Annotated in this window: 16 protein-coding genes and 1 tRNA gene; 7 read left to right on the forward strand and 10 right to left on the reverse strand. The window is 32.1% G+C overall.

Annotation, left to right across the window (positions count from 1 at the left end; genetic code table 11):
- On the forward strand, positions 1-253 hold a 253-nt coding region (locus AAEO58_RS04845), incomplete at its 5' end, for a T9SS type B sorting domain-containing protein (protein WP_341682383.1).
- 86 nt (positions 254-339) lie between these two features.
- Here the strand turns inward: AAEO58_RS04845 and AAEO58_RS04850 are convergent.
- Complete coding sequence (locus AAEO58_RS04850; protein WP_341682384.1) at positions 340-1533, reverse strand: pyridoxal phosphate-dependent aminotransferase; 1194 nt, start codon at positions 1531-1533, stop codon at positions 340-342.
- A 124-nt stretch (positions 1534-1657) separates the two neighbouring features.
- Here AAEO58_RS04850 and AAEO58_RS04855 point away from each other — a divergent pair, with 124 nt between their 5' ends.
- A complete protein-coding gene (locus AAEO58_RS04855; protein ID WP_341682385.1) occupies positions 1658-2971 on the forward strand; it encodes an aspartyl protease family protein in 1314 nt (437 codons plus the stop codon).
- Between the two features lie 31 nt (positions 2972-3002).
- Here the strand turns inward: AAEO58_RS04855 and AAEO58_RS04860 are convergent, their stop codons facing one another.
- The gene (locus tag AAEO58_RS04860; protein WP_341682387.1) at positions 3003-3428 is read right to left on the reverse strand and encodes a DUF1573 domain-containing protein; all 426 of its coding nucleotides are present in this window, start codon (positions 3426-3428) and stop codon (positions 3003-3005) included.
- A gap of 197 nt (positions 3429-3625) precedes the next feature.
- On the opposite strand from AAEO58_RS04860, the gene AAEO58_RS04865 reads away from it, so the two are divergent.
- Both AAEO58_RS04865 and AAEO58_RS04870 read left to right on the forward strand, forming a co-directional pair.
- Entirely contained in the window at positions 3626-6256 is a 2631-nt protein-coding gene (locus AAEO58_RS04865) for a valine--tRNA ligase (RefSeq protein ID WP_341682818.1), read from the forward strand.
- 187 nt (positions 6257-6443) lie between these two features.
- The gene (locus tag AAEO58_RS04870) at positions 6444-6962 is read left to right on the forward strand and encodes a hypothetical protein (RefSeq protein WP_341682389.1); all 519 of its coding nucleotides are present in this window, start codon (positions 6444-6446) and stop codon (positions 6960-6962) included.
- A 213-nt stretch (positions 6963-7175) separates the two neighbouring features.
- Here the strand turns inward: AAEO58_RS04870 and AAEO58_RS04875 are convergent, their stop codons facing one another.
- The 5 genes from AAEO58_RS04875 to AAEO58_RS04895 form a co-directional block, all read right to left on the reverse strand.
- A complete protein-coding gene (locus AAEO58_RS04875; RefSeq protein ID WP_341682391.1) occupies positions 7176-7754 on the reverse strand; it encodes a GNAT family N-acetyltransferase in 579 nt (192 codons plus the stop codon).
- Positions 7755-7983: 229 nt separating this feature from the next.
- The gene (locus AAEO58_RS04880; protein WP_341682393.1) at positions 7984-8298 is read right to left on the reverse strand and encodes an HPF/RaiA family ribosome-associated protein; all 315 of its coding nucleotides are present in this window, start codon (positions 8296-8298) and stop codon (positions 7984-7986) included.
- A gap of 87 nt (positions 8299-8385) precedes the next feature.
- Entirely contained in the window at positions 8386-8592 is a 207-nt protein-coding gene (locus AAEO58_RS04885; protein ID WP_133607940.1) for a helix-turn-helix domain-containing protein, read from the reverse strand.
- 3 nt (positions 8593-8595) lie between these two features.
- Positions 8596-9132, reverse strand: coding sequence for a DUF2975 domain-containing protein (locus AAEO58_RS04890; RefSeq protein ID WP_341682397.1), 537 nt, complete (start codon positions 9130-9132; stop codon positions 8596-8598).
- 152 nt (positions 9133-9284) lie between these two features.
- On the reverse strand, positions 9285-9857 hold the full coding sequence (locus tag AAEO58_RS04895) for a pentapeptide repeat-containing protein (RefSeq protein WP_291135035.1): 573 nt from the start codon (positions 9855-9857) through the stop codon (positions 9285-9287).
- Between the two features lie 93 nt (positions 9858-9950).
- On the opposite strand from AAEO58_RS04895, the gene AAEO58_RS04900 reads away from it, so the two are divergent.
- Positions 9951-10024, forward strand: a tRNA-Ala gene (locus tag AAEO58_RS04900).
- An 84-nt stretch (positions 10025-10108) separates the two neighbouring features.
- Here the strand turns inward: AAEO58_RS04900 and AAEO58_RS04905 are convergent.
- A complete protein-coding gene (locus AAEO58_RS04905; RefSeq protein WP_341682401.1) occupies positions 10109-10600 on the reverse strand; it encodes a thermonuclease family protein in 492 nt (163 codons plus the stop codon).
- Between the two features lie 93 nt (positions 10601-10693).
- On the opposite strand from AAEO58_RS04905, the gene AAEO58_RS04910 reads away from it, so the two are divergent.
- Positions 10694-11497 (forward strand): hypothetical protein, encoded by an 804-nt coding sequence (locus tag AAEO58_RS04910; RefSeq protein ID WP_125012700.1) that lies wholly within the window; start codon positions 10694-10696, stop codon positions 11495-11497.
- A 1160-nt stretch (positions 11498-12657) separates the two neighbouring features.
- Here the strand turns inward: AAEO58_RS04910 and AAEO58_RS04915 are convergent.
- Positions 12658-13713, reverse strand: coding sequence for an endonuclease (locus tag AAEO58_RS04915; RefSeq protein ID WP_341682404.1), 1056 nt, complete (start codon positions 13711-13713; stop codon positions 12658-12660).
- A gap of 104 nt (positions 13714-13817) precedes the next feature.
- Between AAEO58_RS04915 and AAEO58_RS04920 the strand changes: the two genes are divergently transcribed.
- Complete coding sequence (locus AAEO58_RS04920) at positions 13818-14213, forward strand: hypothetical protein (RefSeq protein ID WP_341682405.1); 396 nt, start codon at positions 13818-13820, stop codon at positions 14211-14213.
- Here the strand turns inward: AAEO58_RS04920 and AAEO58_RS04925 are convergent.
- Positions 14188-14829, reverse strand: a complete 642-nt coding sequence (locus tag AAEO58_RS04925; RefSeq protein ID WP_341682407.1) for an SOS response-associated peptidase — start codon at positions 14827-14829, stop codon at positions 14188-14190. The two genes, AAEO58_RS04920 and AAEO58_RS04925, sit on opposite strands and share 26 nt — an antisense overlap.
- Positions 14830-14858 lie beyond the last annotated feature (29 nt).

Genomic DNA, 14858 nt, shown 5'->3' on the forward strand with positions numbered 1-14858 from the left:
CTTCACACCGAATGGTGATGGTATCAATGATACATGGAACATCAGTGGCTTGAATCAAGCAGATGCTAAGTTGTATATTTTTGACCGCTATGGTAAATTAATAAAACAACTAAGCGCTACAGACGATAGCGAGGGTTGGGACGGAACATACAATCAAGAATTACTTCCATCAACCGATTACTGGTTCTCATTAGATTACACAGAAAATGGAGTCGCTAAACAGTTTAAAGCGCATTTTTCACTAATTAGATAAACAATAAAAGCAATCCTTGGGATTGCTTTTATTTCACAAAAAAAGAGTTCACTATTAGTAGTGAACTCTTTTTTTATAATTTTTTATTACTTGTTATTATAAGCAGTAATAGCTTCTTTTAAAATTTGAACTGATTTGATTAAATCATCTTTCTTTAAAACATAAGCTATACGAACTTCATCTAACCCAACATTTGGTGTAGAATAGAATCCTGCTGCGGGAGCTACCATAACTGTCTCTCCATTTAAGTCGTATGATTCTAACAACCATTGAGCAAATTTATCCGCATTATCAATAGGTAATTTTGCAATACAATAGAAAGCACCTTTTGGAGTAGCAACTGTTACACCTTCAATTTTATTTAATTCGGCAATTAAAGTATCTCTACGATCTTTGTATTCTGAAATAACATCATCAAAATAACTTTGTGGAGTTTCTAAAGCAGCTTCGCTTGCAATTTGTGCATAAGTTGGAGGACTTAAACGAGCTTGAGCAAATTTCATAGCAGTAGCCATAACTTCTTTGTTTTTTGAAACAATACAACCAATTCGTGCTCCACACATACTATAACGTTTAGAAACCGAATCAATCATGATAGCATTTTCTTCTAATCCAGGAACATTCATAACTGAAAAATGTTTATCGCCATCGTAAATAAATTCGCGATACACTTCATCAGCAATTAGGAACAAATCATGTTTCTTAACAATTTCCGCTAATTTTAAAATTTCTTCTTGTGAATATAAATAACCTGTTGGGTTACCAGGATTACAAATTAAGATTGCTTTTGTTTTTGGAGTAATCAGTTTTTCAAATGCTTCAATTGGAGGCAAAGCAAAACCAGTTTCGATTCCTGAAATTACTGGAACAACTTTTACGCCTGATGCAGTTGAAAACCCATTATAATTGGCATAAAATGGTTCTGGGATAATAATTTCATCATCTGTATCCATTGTACTTCCCATAGCAAAAAGCAAAGCTTCTGAGCCACCCGTCGTAATGATAATATCTTGTGTATCTATTGGTAATCCGTGATTTTTATAGTATTGAGAAAGTTTAGTTCTATAGCTTTCAAAACCAGCAGAATGACTATATTCTAATACCGTTATGTCGGCATTTTTTACAGCTTGTAGCGCCACTTCTGGAGTTTTAATATCAGGTTGCCCAATATTCAAATGATATACTTTGTGACCTTTTTTCTTAGCAATTTCTGCATATGGAACCAATTTTCTAATTGGAGATTCTGGCATTTGTTGCCCTTTAACGGAAACTTTTGGCATGACTTGTTTTTTAAAGATGTGCAAAATTGCGATTTTTTTTTGTGATATTAGTAAAACAACACATTAAAAAATGTTAAATCAATTATTTGTATTTATGTTTTTATTATCTTAGAATAAAAAATTTATGACAAAAATATTCTTCTTAAGAATACTAATTTTATATACTGCAATATCTTTTGCACAAGACTCTATTGTTTGGAATTCAAAAAAAGATAAAATAAAAATACCATTTGAACTTTCGCATAATCTTATTATTGTGGATGTCATTTTTAATGGAGTTAAGTTAAAATTAATTGTTGATTCTGGTTCAGATGAAAGTTTGCTATTTAGCCTACCTGTAAATGATTCAATCTTTATAAAAGAAGCGGAACTAATTAAAATAAAAGGAGTAGGTAAGAATGATTTAATTGATGCTTATTTAGCAAAAAAAAATATCTTAACAATAAGACAATATACTAATAATAATTTTAATATTTTGGTAGTCCCAAATCAAGAAATTGATATTGTTAATATTACAGGAATTCAGATTAATGGAATATTAGGAGCTAGTTTTTTCGAGCATTTTTTGGTTGAAATTAATTATGAAAACAAGTATATTGTACTTCATAGGGACGTTGAAAAAATAAATAGAAAAATAAAAAAAAATAAAAGTGCGCCTATTTCTGTAGAAAATAGAAAACCCTATATTGAGATTCCCGTTATTGTTGAAAGCATTCCAATTAATTTAAAATTATTAGTTGATACAGGTTTGGCAGATGGACTTTGGTTGTTTGAAAATGAAACCATTAATTGTAGTGCTAATTATTTTATTGATGTATTAGGATTTGGTCTTTCTGGTGTTGTTTCGGGTAAACGTTCAAAAGTTAAAGAAATTGTTTTGTCAGATTATTCTATTAAAAACGCACTAGTTTCCTATCCTGAAAAAGATTTCTTTAAAGGAGTAAATATTTCAAAAGGTAGAAATGGCTCAATAGGAGGTCAATTTTTGAAAAGGTTTAATTGGTTTTTTAATTATAAAGATAGTATTGTGTATTTTGAAAAAAATAAGCTTTTCAATTCACCTTTCGAGTACAATATGTCTGGCATAGAAATTCAACATAAAGAATCTAAATGGGTGAAAAATACAATCTCGTCTGTAGATAGAAAAAGCAATGAATTTGATAAAACAATGGATTTTAATCAAAAAATGGTTGATTTCAAGTACGAATTACAGCCAGTTTACGAGATTTATGCCTTGAGAGAGAATTCACCAGGATTTAAAGTTGGTTTGAAAGAAGGTGATTTGGTTTTGAAAATAAATGGAAGAAAAGCTACAACTGTAAAAATTGATTTTTTTAATGATTTATTTACATCCGAAGATGGTAAACAAATAACAATAGTCGTTGACCGAAAAGGACAAATTTTGACCTTTAAATTCAAACTTGAAAAAATCCTATAAAAAAAGTCCCAACTAAATTGGGACTTTTTATTTATGAATTTGGAAACGTTTTCTTTTTAACTAACGGACTAATTTCTTCCTTAACAATAACTGTACCTTTAATTCGTAAAGGAACCATACCATTTGGTTTGTTAACCGCATTACTTTCAATTGTAATCGTTTTACTAATAGGACCTGGATTCATATTATACTGAACTTTAATTTGTCCTTTACTATTTGGTGCAATGGGTTCTTTTGGCCATTCAGGCACAGTGCAACCACAACTCGATTTTGCATTGGTAATAATAAGCGGAGCATCACCAGTATTCGTGAATTCAAAAACTCTAATCCCATCATCTTTTCCTTTTTCAACTTCGCCATAGTTTATAGTTTCCTCTTTAAACTCAATCTTTGGACCCGTTTGAGCAAATGAAGCCATCCCAACTAATACAGTTAAATAAACAAGTAATTTTTTCATCATCTTATAAATTAATAGGTTGTTGTAAAATTAATTAAATATAAGCAACCAACAAACTACTCCTAACATTTTTTTTATTTTCGTGATATAGTTACTTTTGCAGTTACTAATACAAAAAACATACCAAAGTAAATTTTGGAATGTTAAAAAGAACAGTCAAACTGTTCAACGATTCAATAATTAAACAAGAAAAAAATATAATGATTCCTGCACAATTCAACGCTAAAGAAGTAGAACAAAAGTGGTACGACTACTGGATGAAAAATGATTATTTTACATCCAAACCCGACCACAGAACGCCGTACACCATTGTAATTCCGCCACCAAACGTAACGGGAGTCTTACATATGGGACACATGTTGAATAACACTATTCAAGATGTATTAATTCGCCGTGCGCGTTTAAAAGGGTTCAACGCTTGTTGGGTGCCAGGAACTGACCATGCCTCTATTGCAACCGAAGCTAAAGTAGTAGCCAAGTTAAAAGAAGAAGGTATAAACAAAAACGATTTAACTCGCGAAGAATTCCTAAAACACGCTTGGGAATGGACCGATAAATACGGCGGAACCATCTTAGAGCAATTAAAACAATTAGGATGTTCTTGCGATTGGAGTCGTACTAAATTTACGATGGATGACGATATGTCAGCGTCTGTAATTCACTCGTTTGTAGATTTATACAACAAAGGTTTGATTTATCGTGGTTACCGAATGGTTAACTGGGATCCAGAAGCTAAAACGACTTTGTCTGATGAAGAAGTAATCTTTGAAGAACGTCAAGGAAAATTATACTTTATCAAATATAAAATCGAAGGTTCGGAAGATTTCTTAACCGTTGCAACTACGCGTCCAGAAACTATTTTTGGTGATACTGCAATTTGTATCAATCCAAATGACGAACGTTTTTCGCATTTAAAAGGTAAAAAAGCAATTGTTCCTATTTGTGGTAGAGTTATTCCTATCATCGAAGATGAATATGTTGATGTAGAATTTGGTACGGGTTGCTTAAAAGTAACGCCTGCTCACGATACAAACGATAAAACTTTAGGTGATAAACACAATTTAGAAATTATCGATATTTTCAATGAAGATGCGACTTTGAATTCTTTCGGATTGCATTATCAAGGAAAAGACAGATTTGTAGTTCGTGAAGAGATTTCGAAAGAACTAGAAACTATCGGAGCGTTAGCAAAAACTGAAACACATTTAAATAAAGTAGGAACTTCTGAAAGAACCAAAGCGGTAATCGAACCAAGATTATCAGACCAATGGTTCTTAAGCATGGAAGAATTAGTAAAACCAGCCATCAAAGCGGTTTTAGAATCAGACGAAATCAAATTATATCCAAGTCGTTTTAACAATACGTATGCGCATTGGTTAAACAATATTCGCGATTGGAATATTTCACGTCAATTGTGGTGGGGACAACAAATTCCGGCTTACTATTTTGGTGACGGAAAAGAAGATTTTGTAGTAGCTGAAAACATTGAAAAAGCAGTTGAGCTTGCAAAAGTAAGAACAGGAAATACACAGCTTCAAGCTTCTGACTTAAAACAAGACGCTGACGCATTAGACACTTGGTTCTCATCATGGTTATGGCCAATGGCGGTTTTTGGAGGTGTTTTAAATCCAGAAAACGAAGATTTTAAATACTATTATCCTACCAATGATTTAGTTACGGGTCCAGATATTTTATTCTTTTGGGTAGCACGTATGATTATTGCAGGGTATGAATATGCAGGTGAAAAACCATTTTCAAACGTATATTTAACGGGATTAGTTCGCGATAAACAAGGTCGTAAAATGTCGAAATCATTAGGGAATTCGCCGGAACCGCTTGGACTAATTGAGAAATTTGGTGCTGACGGAGTTCGTGTGGGATTATTATTAAGTGCTTCGGCAGGAAATGATATTTTATTCGACGAAGAATTATGCAACCAAGGAAAAGGTTTCTCTAATAAAATTTGGAACGCTTTCAAACTAATCAAAGGTTGGGAAGTAGCGGATATTGCACAACCAGAAGCTTCAAAAGTTGCCATCGAATGGTACGAAGCGAAGTTGCAACAAACCTTAGCCGAAATCGAAGATAATTTTGATAAATACAGATTATCAGATGCTTTAATGGCGATTTACAAATTGGTTTGGGACGATTTTTGTTCTTGGTTCTTAGAAATGATTAAGCCAGGCTACCAACAACCAATCGACCGCGCTACGTTTGACAAAGCGATTGAAATGTTAGAAGCTAACTTGAAATTGTTACATCCGTTCATGCCGTTTTTAACAGAGGAAATTTGGCACCATATTGCCGAAAGAACACCAGAACAAGCGTTGATAGTAGGTGAGTGGCCAAAAGCTAAATCGTTTGATGCAAAATTAATTGCAGATTTTGATTTTGCTACCGAAGTTATTTCTGGAATTAGAACGATTCGTAAAGACAAAAACATTCCGTTTAAAGATGCGATGGAATTAAAAGTAGTGAACAACGAAAAAGCGTCAACGTATTTTGATTCAGTGATTCAGAAATTAGGAAATGTTACTACTTTAGAATACGTTTCTGATAAAGTAGATGGCGCATTATCGTATCGTGTGAAATCGAATGAATATTTTATTCCAATTACAGGAAACATCGATGTAGAAGCAGAAATTGCAAAATTAACCGAAGAGTTAAATTACACCAAAGGTTTCTTACGCTCTGTACAAGGTAAACTTTCGAATGAGAAATTCGTAGCCGGCGCACCGGAACAAGTAATTGCAAACGAACGCAAAAAAGAAGCCGACGCTTTAGCAAAAATAGCCATGATTGAGCAGAGTTTAGCAGGTTTGAAATAGCATTTTGTCATTCTGAACTCGATTTTAGAATCTAAATAACAAATCCCGAGTGTGAGCTCGGGATTTTTTTATTTCCAATGTTAAGTTTTTCCTTGAAATGAAAACTTAACATTGGCGTATTCATTTAATGATTAAATTTGTTAACAATTAATTTACATTACAATAACAATAATTAAACATATATAAAATGACAGAAGATAATAAAGCAATTGCTGCGTCTGAAGCTTCAGAAAAACAAGAAATTGTAACTCCTTTAAATGAACCGGTTAAAAAAGCTCCTGTAAAAAGAACAACTGCTCCAAAAGCGCCTGTTAAAAAAGTAGTAGAGAAAGTTGAAAAACCAATTGTTGCTGTTAAAGAGCCTCAAGTTAAGTCGGTTAATCCAATAACTCCCGAAGTAAAAAAAGCTCCTGTGGCAAAACCAACAGTTGAAGAACCAATTGTTGATATTGTTTCTCCTAAAGCGGAAAAAGAGAAAAAAGAGAAAAGTAAAAAACTTAAAAATAAATCTAAAAAAGACAAGATGAGTAAGAAAGACGAAGAAAAAGCAAAAGATAAAAAAGCAAAAGATAAAAAAGCAAAAAAGAAAGCAAAATTAAAAGCTAAGAAAAAAGCTAAGAAGAAAAAAGCTATTCAAAAAGCGAAAAAACAAAAGGCAAAAGACAAAAAGAAAAAGTCAAAAGCTAAAAAGAAAAATAAAAAATAATACAAAAATCCCGAGTGTGAGCTCGGGATTTTTTTGTTTATATTTTAAAAATGGCGAGTAGCCATAAACAGCTTTTTTAGGGTTTAATTTTAACGTTTTGCAGCTACAAGAAGTTGGCGATTTCGGAGACGAAAACTGTCTGCCACCACTAAACTTGATACGGAGCACAATGCTTAATTTGGCCACTGAACCGCCAATTTCTTGTAGGTGCTGTTAGCGGTTCGTTGTTTTTTCACTTTTTTTTATGTCAATATATTCATTATACAATAATGAAAATAGATTTAAATCTTCGTATTTGTCAGCTACAAAATAATGCTGCCTTAATAACCCGTCTTTAGTAAACTGATGATTTTCAATAATTCTCAAAGAAGCAATATTGTTGCTTCCAACATGTGCTTCAATTCTGTGTAAATTTAATTTATTAAAGCCATAATCAATAACTGCACTGACAGCTTCGGTCATTAGTCCTTTTCGTTTAAAATTTTCGTCAGATATGATATAACCTATTTCTGCTCGATGATGTTCTTTATTCCAATTATGAAGTGCGCTCCCTCCGATAATAGTATTTGTTACTTTTTCTGTCAGTAAAAAAAGTATGAAATCCCTATTATAAGATGAGTATCCATTTTTGTACTTGTATTCTTCCTTCTGATAATCTTCTTCAGTCTGGTGTCCTAAAATTTTCTTTATTTCGTCCTTGCTAAAATTTTCAAAAATAAAATTCATATCCTGCGATGAATAACCAGTCAGCTTTAGTCTTTGGGTTTCAATTATTATTGGTTTCAAATTCATTTTATATCTCCGTTTATTATTTTCTTGCTCGTCTTATACAATGACCGCTAACTTGTATATATGCGCTACAAAGTAGCGCCAATCTACCCATTTTTGGGTGTATATGCGCTATAAACTAGTGCTTTTCAAAAATAATAAAAATTTCCTACAAATTATCAAACACAACATTAGTTTAAATATCATTTTATAAACAAAAAAATCCCGAGCCTAAACTCGGGATTGCTTGTTTTTAATGTTCTTTTATTTTTTCTACCGTTGTATCTAAAACACGTTGCATTTTTTCTAATGCTTCAAAAAAGGCTTTTTCTGGGCTATCGGCATTAGCGGTAACGGCTATCGGTTGTTTTTTTTCTACTTTGGCTTCAATGACACATTTTTTGTCGTTTGGAGTAGATTTATTTCCGTTTTCATCGGTAATATGAACTTCAACTCGGGTTACAATTTCGTCAAATCGTGCTAATTCATTTTTAATTTCGGTTGTAAAATATTCTGCAAAACGGCTTCCGCCTTCAATGTTTTTGTCGGTGTGAATTTGAACTAACATAGCGTTAAGGGATTAAATTATTAATACCTAAACTTACGAATATTCTTTCAGTCTTACAAATTCAATAGCGTTAAAAAAGTCCTAATTCTAATCTTCCACAAATTCTAAAATATCGCCTGGCTGACAATCTAAGACTTTACAAATGGCCTCAAGTGTACTAAAACGTACTGCTTTTGCCTTTCCTGTTTTTAAAATGGACAAATTGGCTAAGGTAATGTCTACTTTTTCCGAAAGTTCGTTGAGCGACATTTTGCGTTTTGCCATCATCACATCTAAGTTTACTACAATTGCCATACGTTATACGGTTAAGTCGTTTTCGTTTTGAATATCGATTCCTTTTTTAAAGATAATCGCGATAATATAGATAACACCTCCCATTAAAATAAAAGCGCCGCTGTCTGCCCAAAATTGGTTTAAGTTATCGGGAACAAAACCATGATGCATTAAACTTTTAACTATTTGTCTCGCAATGTGACTTAATATTCCAATCGATAGGGTGAAATAACTAATAAGTAAAATTTGTTTTGCCACAAAAGTGTTGAACGGTTTTGATAAATCCATTTTGTGCATTAGATGAATTACAGCATAAAATAGAAACGCTTTTAAAATAGAAATGATAAGTATAAAGCTATAAACACCATAAAAAGTTAATTTACTGTCGTTATACATAGCCATTAAGTCTAACTTTTGATACAGATTTTGAATAATTTCAGGATTATAAAGGCTGAAAAAGAAATTAACGATTATGGCTCCAGCTTCAATGGATAAGCCAACAAAAATAAGCCAAGCTATAACATATAAGCCCCAAAATACGAAGTTGTTTGTTTTTGACATAACTACAAAGTTTAAAATTACTTTGCAAATGTCAATAAAAATTTATTGAAAAACAATAAAAATTTAGTTATTTTAGATAAATTATTTTAAAATAGTTGTGTTTGCTGGGTTTTGGGAATAAAAAAACTCCTGAGATTAATCAGGAGTTTTTATTACTTAATCACCAAATCATATTTTTTCAAAAGTCCAGCTAAATTGTCTGAAGAAAAAATAGCACGTTTTAGTTTGTTTTTTTCAGGGTCAATGATGAAATCATAACTTGTTGAAAAATCGGTTTTGTGAGCCGTTGTTCCAATAAAAACAGCATGTCTCAAATTGCAATTGTCAAACATCGCTTCTGATAAATCACTTTCCATAAAATCTACGGCAATCATACTGCAATTGATGAATTGCATTTTTTTGAGTTTTAAACTGTAAAACTGAGCATAATCGAGTAAGCTGTCTTTAAAATGAAACTCGTATAAAATTTGATCCGTCATAGCAAAATTCACCGAAGTAAAATCGCATTTCGTAAACCAAACATCACGCAACGACACATGGTTAATCTTCGTACCTCTAAAATTACAATCGATAAAGTTGCAGTCAATAAACGTAACCGCAATAAACGAACACGCTCTAAAATCGCAATTCGTAAACGTGCAATTCTCGTATTCTTTGTATTTTACATCGCTTTCAGCATAAGTAATATCAGAGAAATTCTGGTCGATAATATAATCTGCGTGCATGGTTTTATTTTAGAAATGTAAAACTACTTCAATTTTTTATCGAATCAAAAAGAAACTTATGTGTTTAAAATAAACTATATTCGTGAAAATTTTGGGGATGTAGCTCAGTTGGCTAGAGTGCTTGACTGGCAGTCAAGAGGTCGTGGGTTCGAGCCCCATCTTCTCCACTTTTAAAAAACCTTAATAGTTGATATTCAGTTTATTAAGGTTTTTTTATTTTTGATTTAGACCACATTTAGACCACAATCAATTTAAAATTTATTTACAATTTTATAAAGCCCTTTTTTCTTTGATTTAGCGCGTAAACTTAATTTTTGATACTTAGGCAGCATTTCACAAAAAACATCGTTATATGGCTTTGCATAGCCTTCTTTTATCATAATTTCGTTTAATACTCTACCATCGTTTAAAATAAGATAGCCTAAATGTCTTCCATATTTATCAACTAAATTATTTTGTTCCTGTACTAATGTGCAATAATCACCCAAATTAACTTGATCTTTTAAAAAGTTAAATGATAAATAACCTAACTTGATTAATAGTGCAGCTGGAACTTGCAACTCTTTTTCATCTTGTTTTATTTTATTACAATAATTTATTTCGGGTGCATCGATACCCAAAAATCTAACTTCAAATTCCTTTTTTGAAATAATATCTTCTAAAATAATTCCATCACCATCAACAAACTTTACAATTTTCAGAAGGTTTTTTTTAATCGTTGTTTCTTTTGCGTTAAAATGCATTATTTTACTTTATTTAATACGTTGTAAATCAGTGTTTTATGTTGTAAATTTAAATGAAATTTTTCAAATAAAACAATTAAATTTTTAAAGATTATGGCACAACAAAAAGGTCATGTTAAGTATGTCGGAACACTTGGGGAAGTTAGACACTTCAAAATTAAAGGTAACACTGGTTACTATGCAGGATTAAAAGGAGGACCAACAGGAGAGCAAGTAAAAACCGCTCCGGGTTTTGTTCGTACTCGTGAAAACATGTCTGAGTTTGCAGCATGTGCAATGGCAGGGAAATCTGTTAGAATTGCTTTATCAGCTCTAATGAAACAAATGACTGATAGCCAATTTACAGGTAGATTAACTGCTATTATGAAAAAAATAAATATTGAAGATGGTTCAGAAGCCAGAGGACAAAGAGCTGTCTTGGTTTCACAACAACCTCAATATTTAAGAGGATTGGATTTTAATAAGAACATTTCTTTTAATGGTATTCTTAGTGCTCCATTTACATTAACTGCAACAGTTGATAGAAACGAAAGTACTTTATCATTACCAGCTTTTAATCCAATGAGTTTTTTAAATGTTCCATCAGGAGCGACACATTTTAGAATTATCAATGCCTTAGCTGCTGTATCGGATTTTGTTTATAATCCTGCTACAAGTGCTTATGAGCCTGCCGAACCAACATTAAACGAGTTATCAGACATTGCTTATTCTGCTTATACTCCTGTTAATGCTGTGACTTCATTAATTGATATTACAGCAACTTTGCCAGGTTCTCCAACCTTAACAACTAATATTGCTGTTTTAGGTTGTGTTGGTATTGAGTTTTATCAAGAAGTTGGAGGAAATTACTACTTATTCAATGCAGGTAACGCAATGAAAGTTCAAGAAGTATTCTAAAAAGACCATCAGTTTGCAAGTTTGCAAAGTCTGCAATGTTGCAAAGTAAACCCTTTCGAAAGAGAGGGTTTTTTATTTTGCACTAATTTATCTATAATCTGCACTCATATAGGAGTTATGGTGCATTTAAGTACGGAATATCTACGAATTAAGAAAAAGAAGAACAAACGATTTTTTATCCATTGTCCAATCACAAGGAAGCCCGTAACTTTCCATTCAAAATAGAATTAACCGACTGGTTGGAATTGACGCTGTTTTTTTTGAAAGAATGCCTACCGAAAAACGTTAATCGGAGCGGGAGATATCTGGCATTATTTTAAAAAAAATTGCACCCTAAGGGGTTAGGGGAAATGGGAGATTTCCCCTACTGAACTCTACCTAGTGCGCTGGCAGAAGCGGAACAAGGGTATAGTTTTTTATTTGCTTTACGGGTTTTTCTGATTGTTTTTATTGACGGCTTGATGCTAGATTGGTCTTTTTAAAATCGGGTTTGTTTGTTTATTGAATTGTTCTACGACATTGTATAGCATCAAGACGACTTAAAAACAATTTACTACCAATGTTCTGGCAAATATAAAAATATACTCTTGTGGGCAAATTTGATTTTTGAGGATGCCTGACTTGTCTTTTGAAATGGTTATTTTCTTTATACTACAAATGTTTATTTGTTATGTTATGGCATCTTCAAAAAACAATGAAAATACTTTACCTATTTCGGGTGGGAGCTTTGGGGAGCGGATATTTTACATAATAACTGTTATAACTGCCGTTGGCGTAGCATTGGGAGATGGAAGGCATTATAACACTTATTATGTAAACATAGCTTGGGGTGGTTTAGCTTTGGGAAAAACAGCTCTTGTTTTTTGGTAGGGTGTAAGTGGATAAAAAAAGGCGGACTGTGCGCGTGGGGTTGGGAAAACAGGGAGCCTTTTTTTATTGACTTACTGAGGGGAAAACAAGTGCTGTTAAAGGGAGGGAAAACCACTTGTGCGGTGGGAAGCGTTGGACTGGGTGGGCGCAAATACGTCAGCGATAGCGTACCTATTTTTAAAAAGATAACAAGAATGCCTATAGTTTGCTGTCTAGCCCTGATAGGAGCGATACCGTGTAAAAGCGGATAGCAGGAATATGGAAACCAAGAAAGCCTAAGCCATTCGCTGCTAATTTAATATTACTTTGTATGATTTGGTTTTATTGTCTACTTGTAGATTAATAAAGTAAATACCTTTTGTATTACCTGATAAATTGATTGTATTTGTAGCAGTATTTGTGTCTATCAATTGACCTAATGTGTTATAAACGCTATATTTATATTGTTTGTTCTCGTTGTTTTTGATATAAATTATATCATTTGTAATTGTTGGATATAATAAGTTATTTGATAATGTAAATTCGTCTGATGATAAAACACCCCACGTATCTGTTGCATGTGGACCATTCCAGATTATTGTAGCTAAATAAGGATTATCGATAAATGGATTTCTGTTACCTTGTATTGTGTTTAGGATATTGTTTCTATTCATTTCGTATTGTGAGACTGGGTCTTGTGCATTCCAATCTAAGAATACATTTGGCATATCACCATAGTTTGAATATGAAGTACTACCAACTCCAACATTGTTAGGCAAACATTGTGATGGGTATCGAACATACATATACATTATCATTCGAGCTACATCTCCTTTCCATTCGTTCCCAGGATACCAATTACCTGCAAGAGTAATGTATGACATATTAATACCGCTACCTTCTTCAAATTTTCTATTACTTCTAGAATTATTTCTATCACTATCTATTGAACGTAAATGATGCGCATCAGCCCCTGCAAATTCAAAACCTAAATTAGGTGTTCCTAATGAACGAGGATATACGTGTTCTCTTACCCAAAGTCCACTACATGATGAAGTATGACATGAAGCGGTTTGACTTCTTGAATAATCATTTGTAATATCGGCATCTGTATCGTCCCAACCATATACTAATAGAACATTGTTTGTATTTACTGGATTTAAGTCTGTTTGATATAATGCATCCCAAGTGTCTGTTACACCTGTTGCGGTATATGGTAAGTTAGTAGTATGAGTATTTGTAATTAGAGTGGTTAATTGGTTTTTTAAATTATCTCCTGTTTGGCTAAAATCAATTGAAGAGTAATATGCTGGAATTTGAGCATAGAACAATGATGGTATTAATAGAAAGAGTAGTTTTTTTATCATGGCTTTAAAATATTATCTTATCAAATTTACTATAAAAAAAAGATATTAAATAATTTTATTTAGTTTTGGTATGTCAATAATACTAAACTATTTAATCGATTACTATGGACTCAATAAATGAAAATGAAGAAATTGAATATTCTTTGACTCTAGAAATAAACGATTATAAAGTACCAAATGACTTAAAAGACGAAGTATTATTTTTGACTGTAAAACAAGATTTATTGGATCTGCTTACTGATTCAAATACCAACATTACCTACTTTGGTTATGCGCCTGATAACACAGCAGATAATCAAGATGATTTATTATTAGATGGATTTTTTTTTAGAATAATAGCCTATAACAAAGATTTGTGTTTGACCTTAGATAGTACTAAAGAAGATATACTTTTAGCGTATTCTAATCTTATTACTAATAAATCACCTTATTGGACTACAATTATTACTGAAAAGGGTTTTATAAAAGAAGAAATTACCATAGAGTTATTATATCAGTAGGAAAAGCTTTTGCTACTAAATTTACTTCATAAGGAAAGGCAAATTTATTAATTGGTTCGTGTTGTAACCATTTTGATTCGTCTTCTGGTTTTAGAATAATTGGCATTCTTTTTTTTGTATTGTGAATTTCTGCCATTAATTCATTTGCTTGTGTTGTTACAATCGTATAAGTATCTTTTATTTCTCCTGTAATTGTATTAACCCATTGAGAATATAGCCCTGCAAACGCAAATAAATCTTCGTTTCCAATACCTATTTCGTATTTGATTTTATTTTTTCCTTTGCTGTCTAGCCATTGCCATTCGTAAAAACCATTAGCAATAACTAAGCATCTTTTATTAATTGAGTTTCTAAATGATGGTTTGTCATCTATTGTTTCAATTCTTGCATTTAAAGTGAGTTTTTTAATGTCTTCATCTTTAGACCATGAAGGTATTAATCCCCAATTAAAATGTTTAATTGTACTTGGGTTTTCATCTATGATAATTGGATTTAAGCCAAAATCAAAACCGTTGACATTATTTGAAGTTTTGAAAAGTTCTTTATTTTCTATTGAAGCTTTAAATCTGTTTTCAACTTCTTGAGCTGTTTTTGTTTGTTTTGAATGGAAGCACATGTTTTTATTTTTTATGCTTTAAAAGGTAT

The organism is Flavobacterium helocola (genome assembly GCF_038289885.1).
GTDB lineage: Bacteria > Bacteroidota > Bacteroidia > Flavobacteriales > Flavobacteriaceae > Flavobacterium > Flavobacterium cheniae.

Coding starts and splice junctions, on each gene's coding strand:
- AAEO58_RS04905 (WP_341682401.1), bottom strand. CDS start 10,600: ATGCATTTTAACGCAAAAGAAACAACGATTAAAAAAAACCTTCTGAAA.
- AAEO58_RS04860 (WP_341682387.1), bottom strand. CDS start 3,428: ATGAAAAAATTACTTGTTTATTTAACTGTATTAGTTGGGATGGCTTCA.
- AAEO58_RS04915 (WP_341682404.1), bottom strand. CDS start 13,713: ATGATAAAAAAACTACTCTTTCTATTAATACCATCATTGTTCTATGCT.
- AAEO58_RS04920 (WP_341682405.1), top strand. CDS start 13,818: ATGGACTCAATAAATGAAAATGAAGAAATTGAATATTCTTTGACTCTA.
- AAEO58_RS04880 (WP_341682393.1), bottom strand. CDS start 8,298: ATGTTAGTTCAAATTCACACCGACAAAAACATTGAAGGCGGAAGCCGT.
- AAEO58_RS04925 (WP_341682407.1), bottom strand. CDS start 14,829: ATGTGCTTCCATTCAAAACAAACAAAAACAGCTCAAGAAGTTGAAAAC.
- AAEO58_RS04855 (WP_341682385.1), top strand. CDS start 1,658: ATGACAAAAATATTCTTCTTAAGAATACTAATTTTATATACTGCAATA.
- AAEO58_RS04870 (WP_341682389.1), top strand. CDS start 6,444: ATGACAGAAGATAATAAAGCAATTGCTGCGTCTGAAGCTTCAGAAAAA.
- AAEO58_RS04910 (WP_125012700.1), top strand. CDS start 10,694: ATGGCACAACAAAAAGGTCATGTTAAGTATGTCGGAACACTTGGGGAA.
- AAEO58_RS04885 (WP_133607940.1), bottom strand. CDS start 8,592: ATGGCAATTGTAGTAAACTTAGATGTGATGATGGCAAAACGCAAAATG.
- AAEO58_RS04890 (WP_341682397.1), bottom strand. CDS start 9,132: ATGTCAAAAACAAACAACTTCGTATTTTGGGGCTTATATGTTATAGCT.
- AAEO58_RS04875 (WP_341682391.1), bottom strand. CDS start 7,754: ATGAATTTGAAACCAATAATAATTGAAACCCAAAGACTAAAGCTGACT.
- AAEO58_RS04895 (WP_291135035.1), bottom strand. CDS start 9,857: ATGCACGCAGATTATATTATCGACCAGAATTTCTCTGATATTACTTAT.
- AAEO58_RS04850 (WP_341682384.1), bottom strand. CDS start 1,533: ATGCCAAAAGTTTCCGTTAAAGGGCAACAAATGCCAGAATCTCCAATT.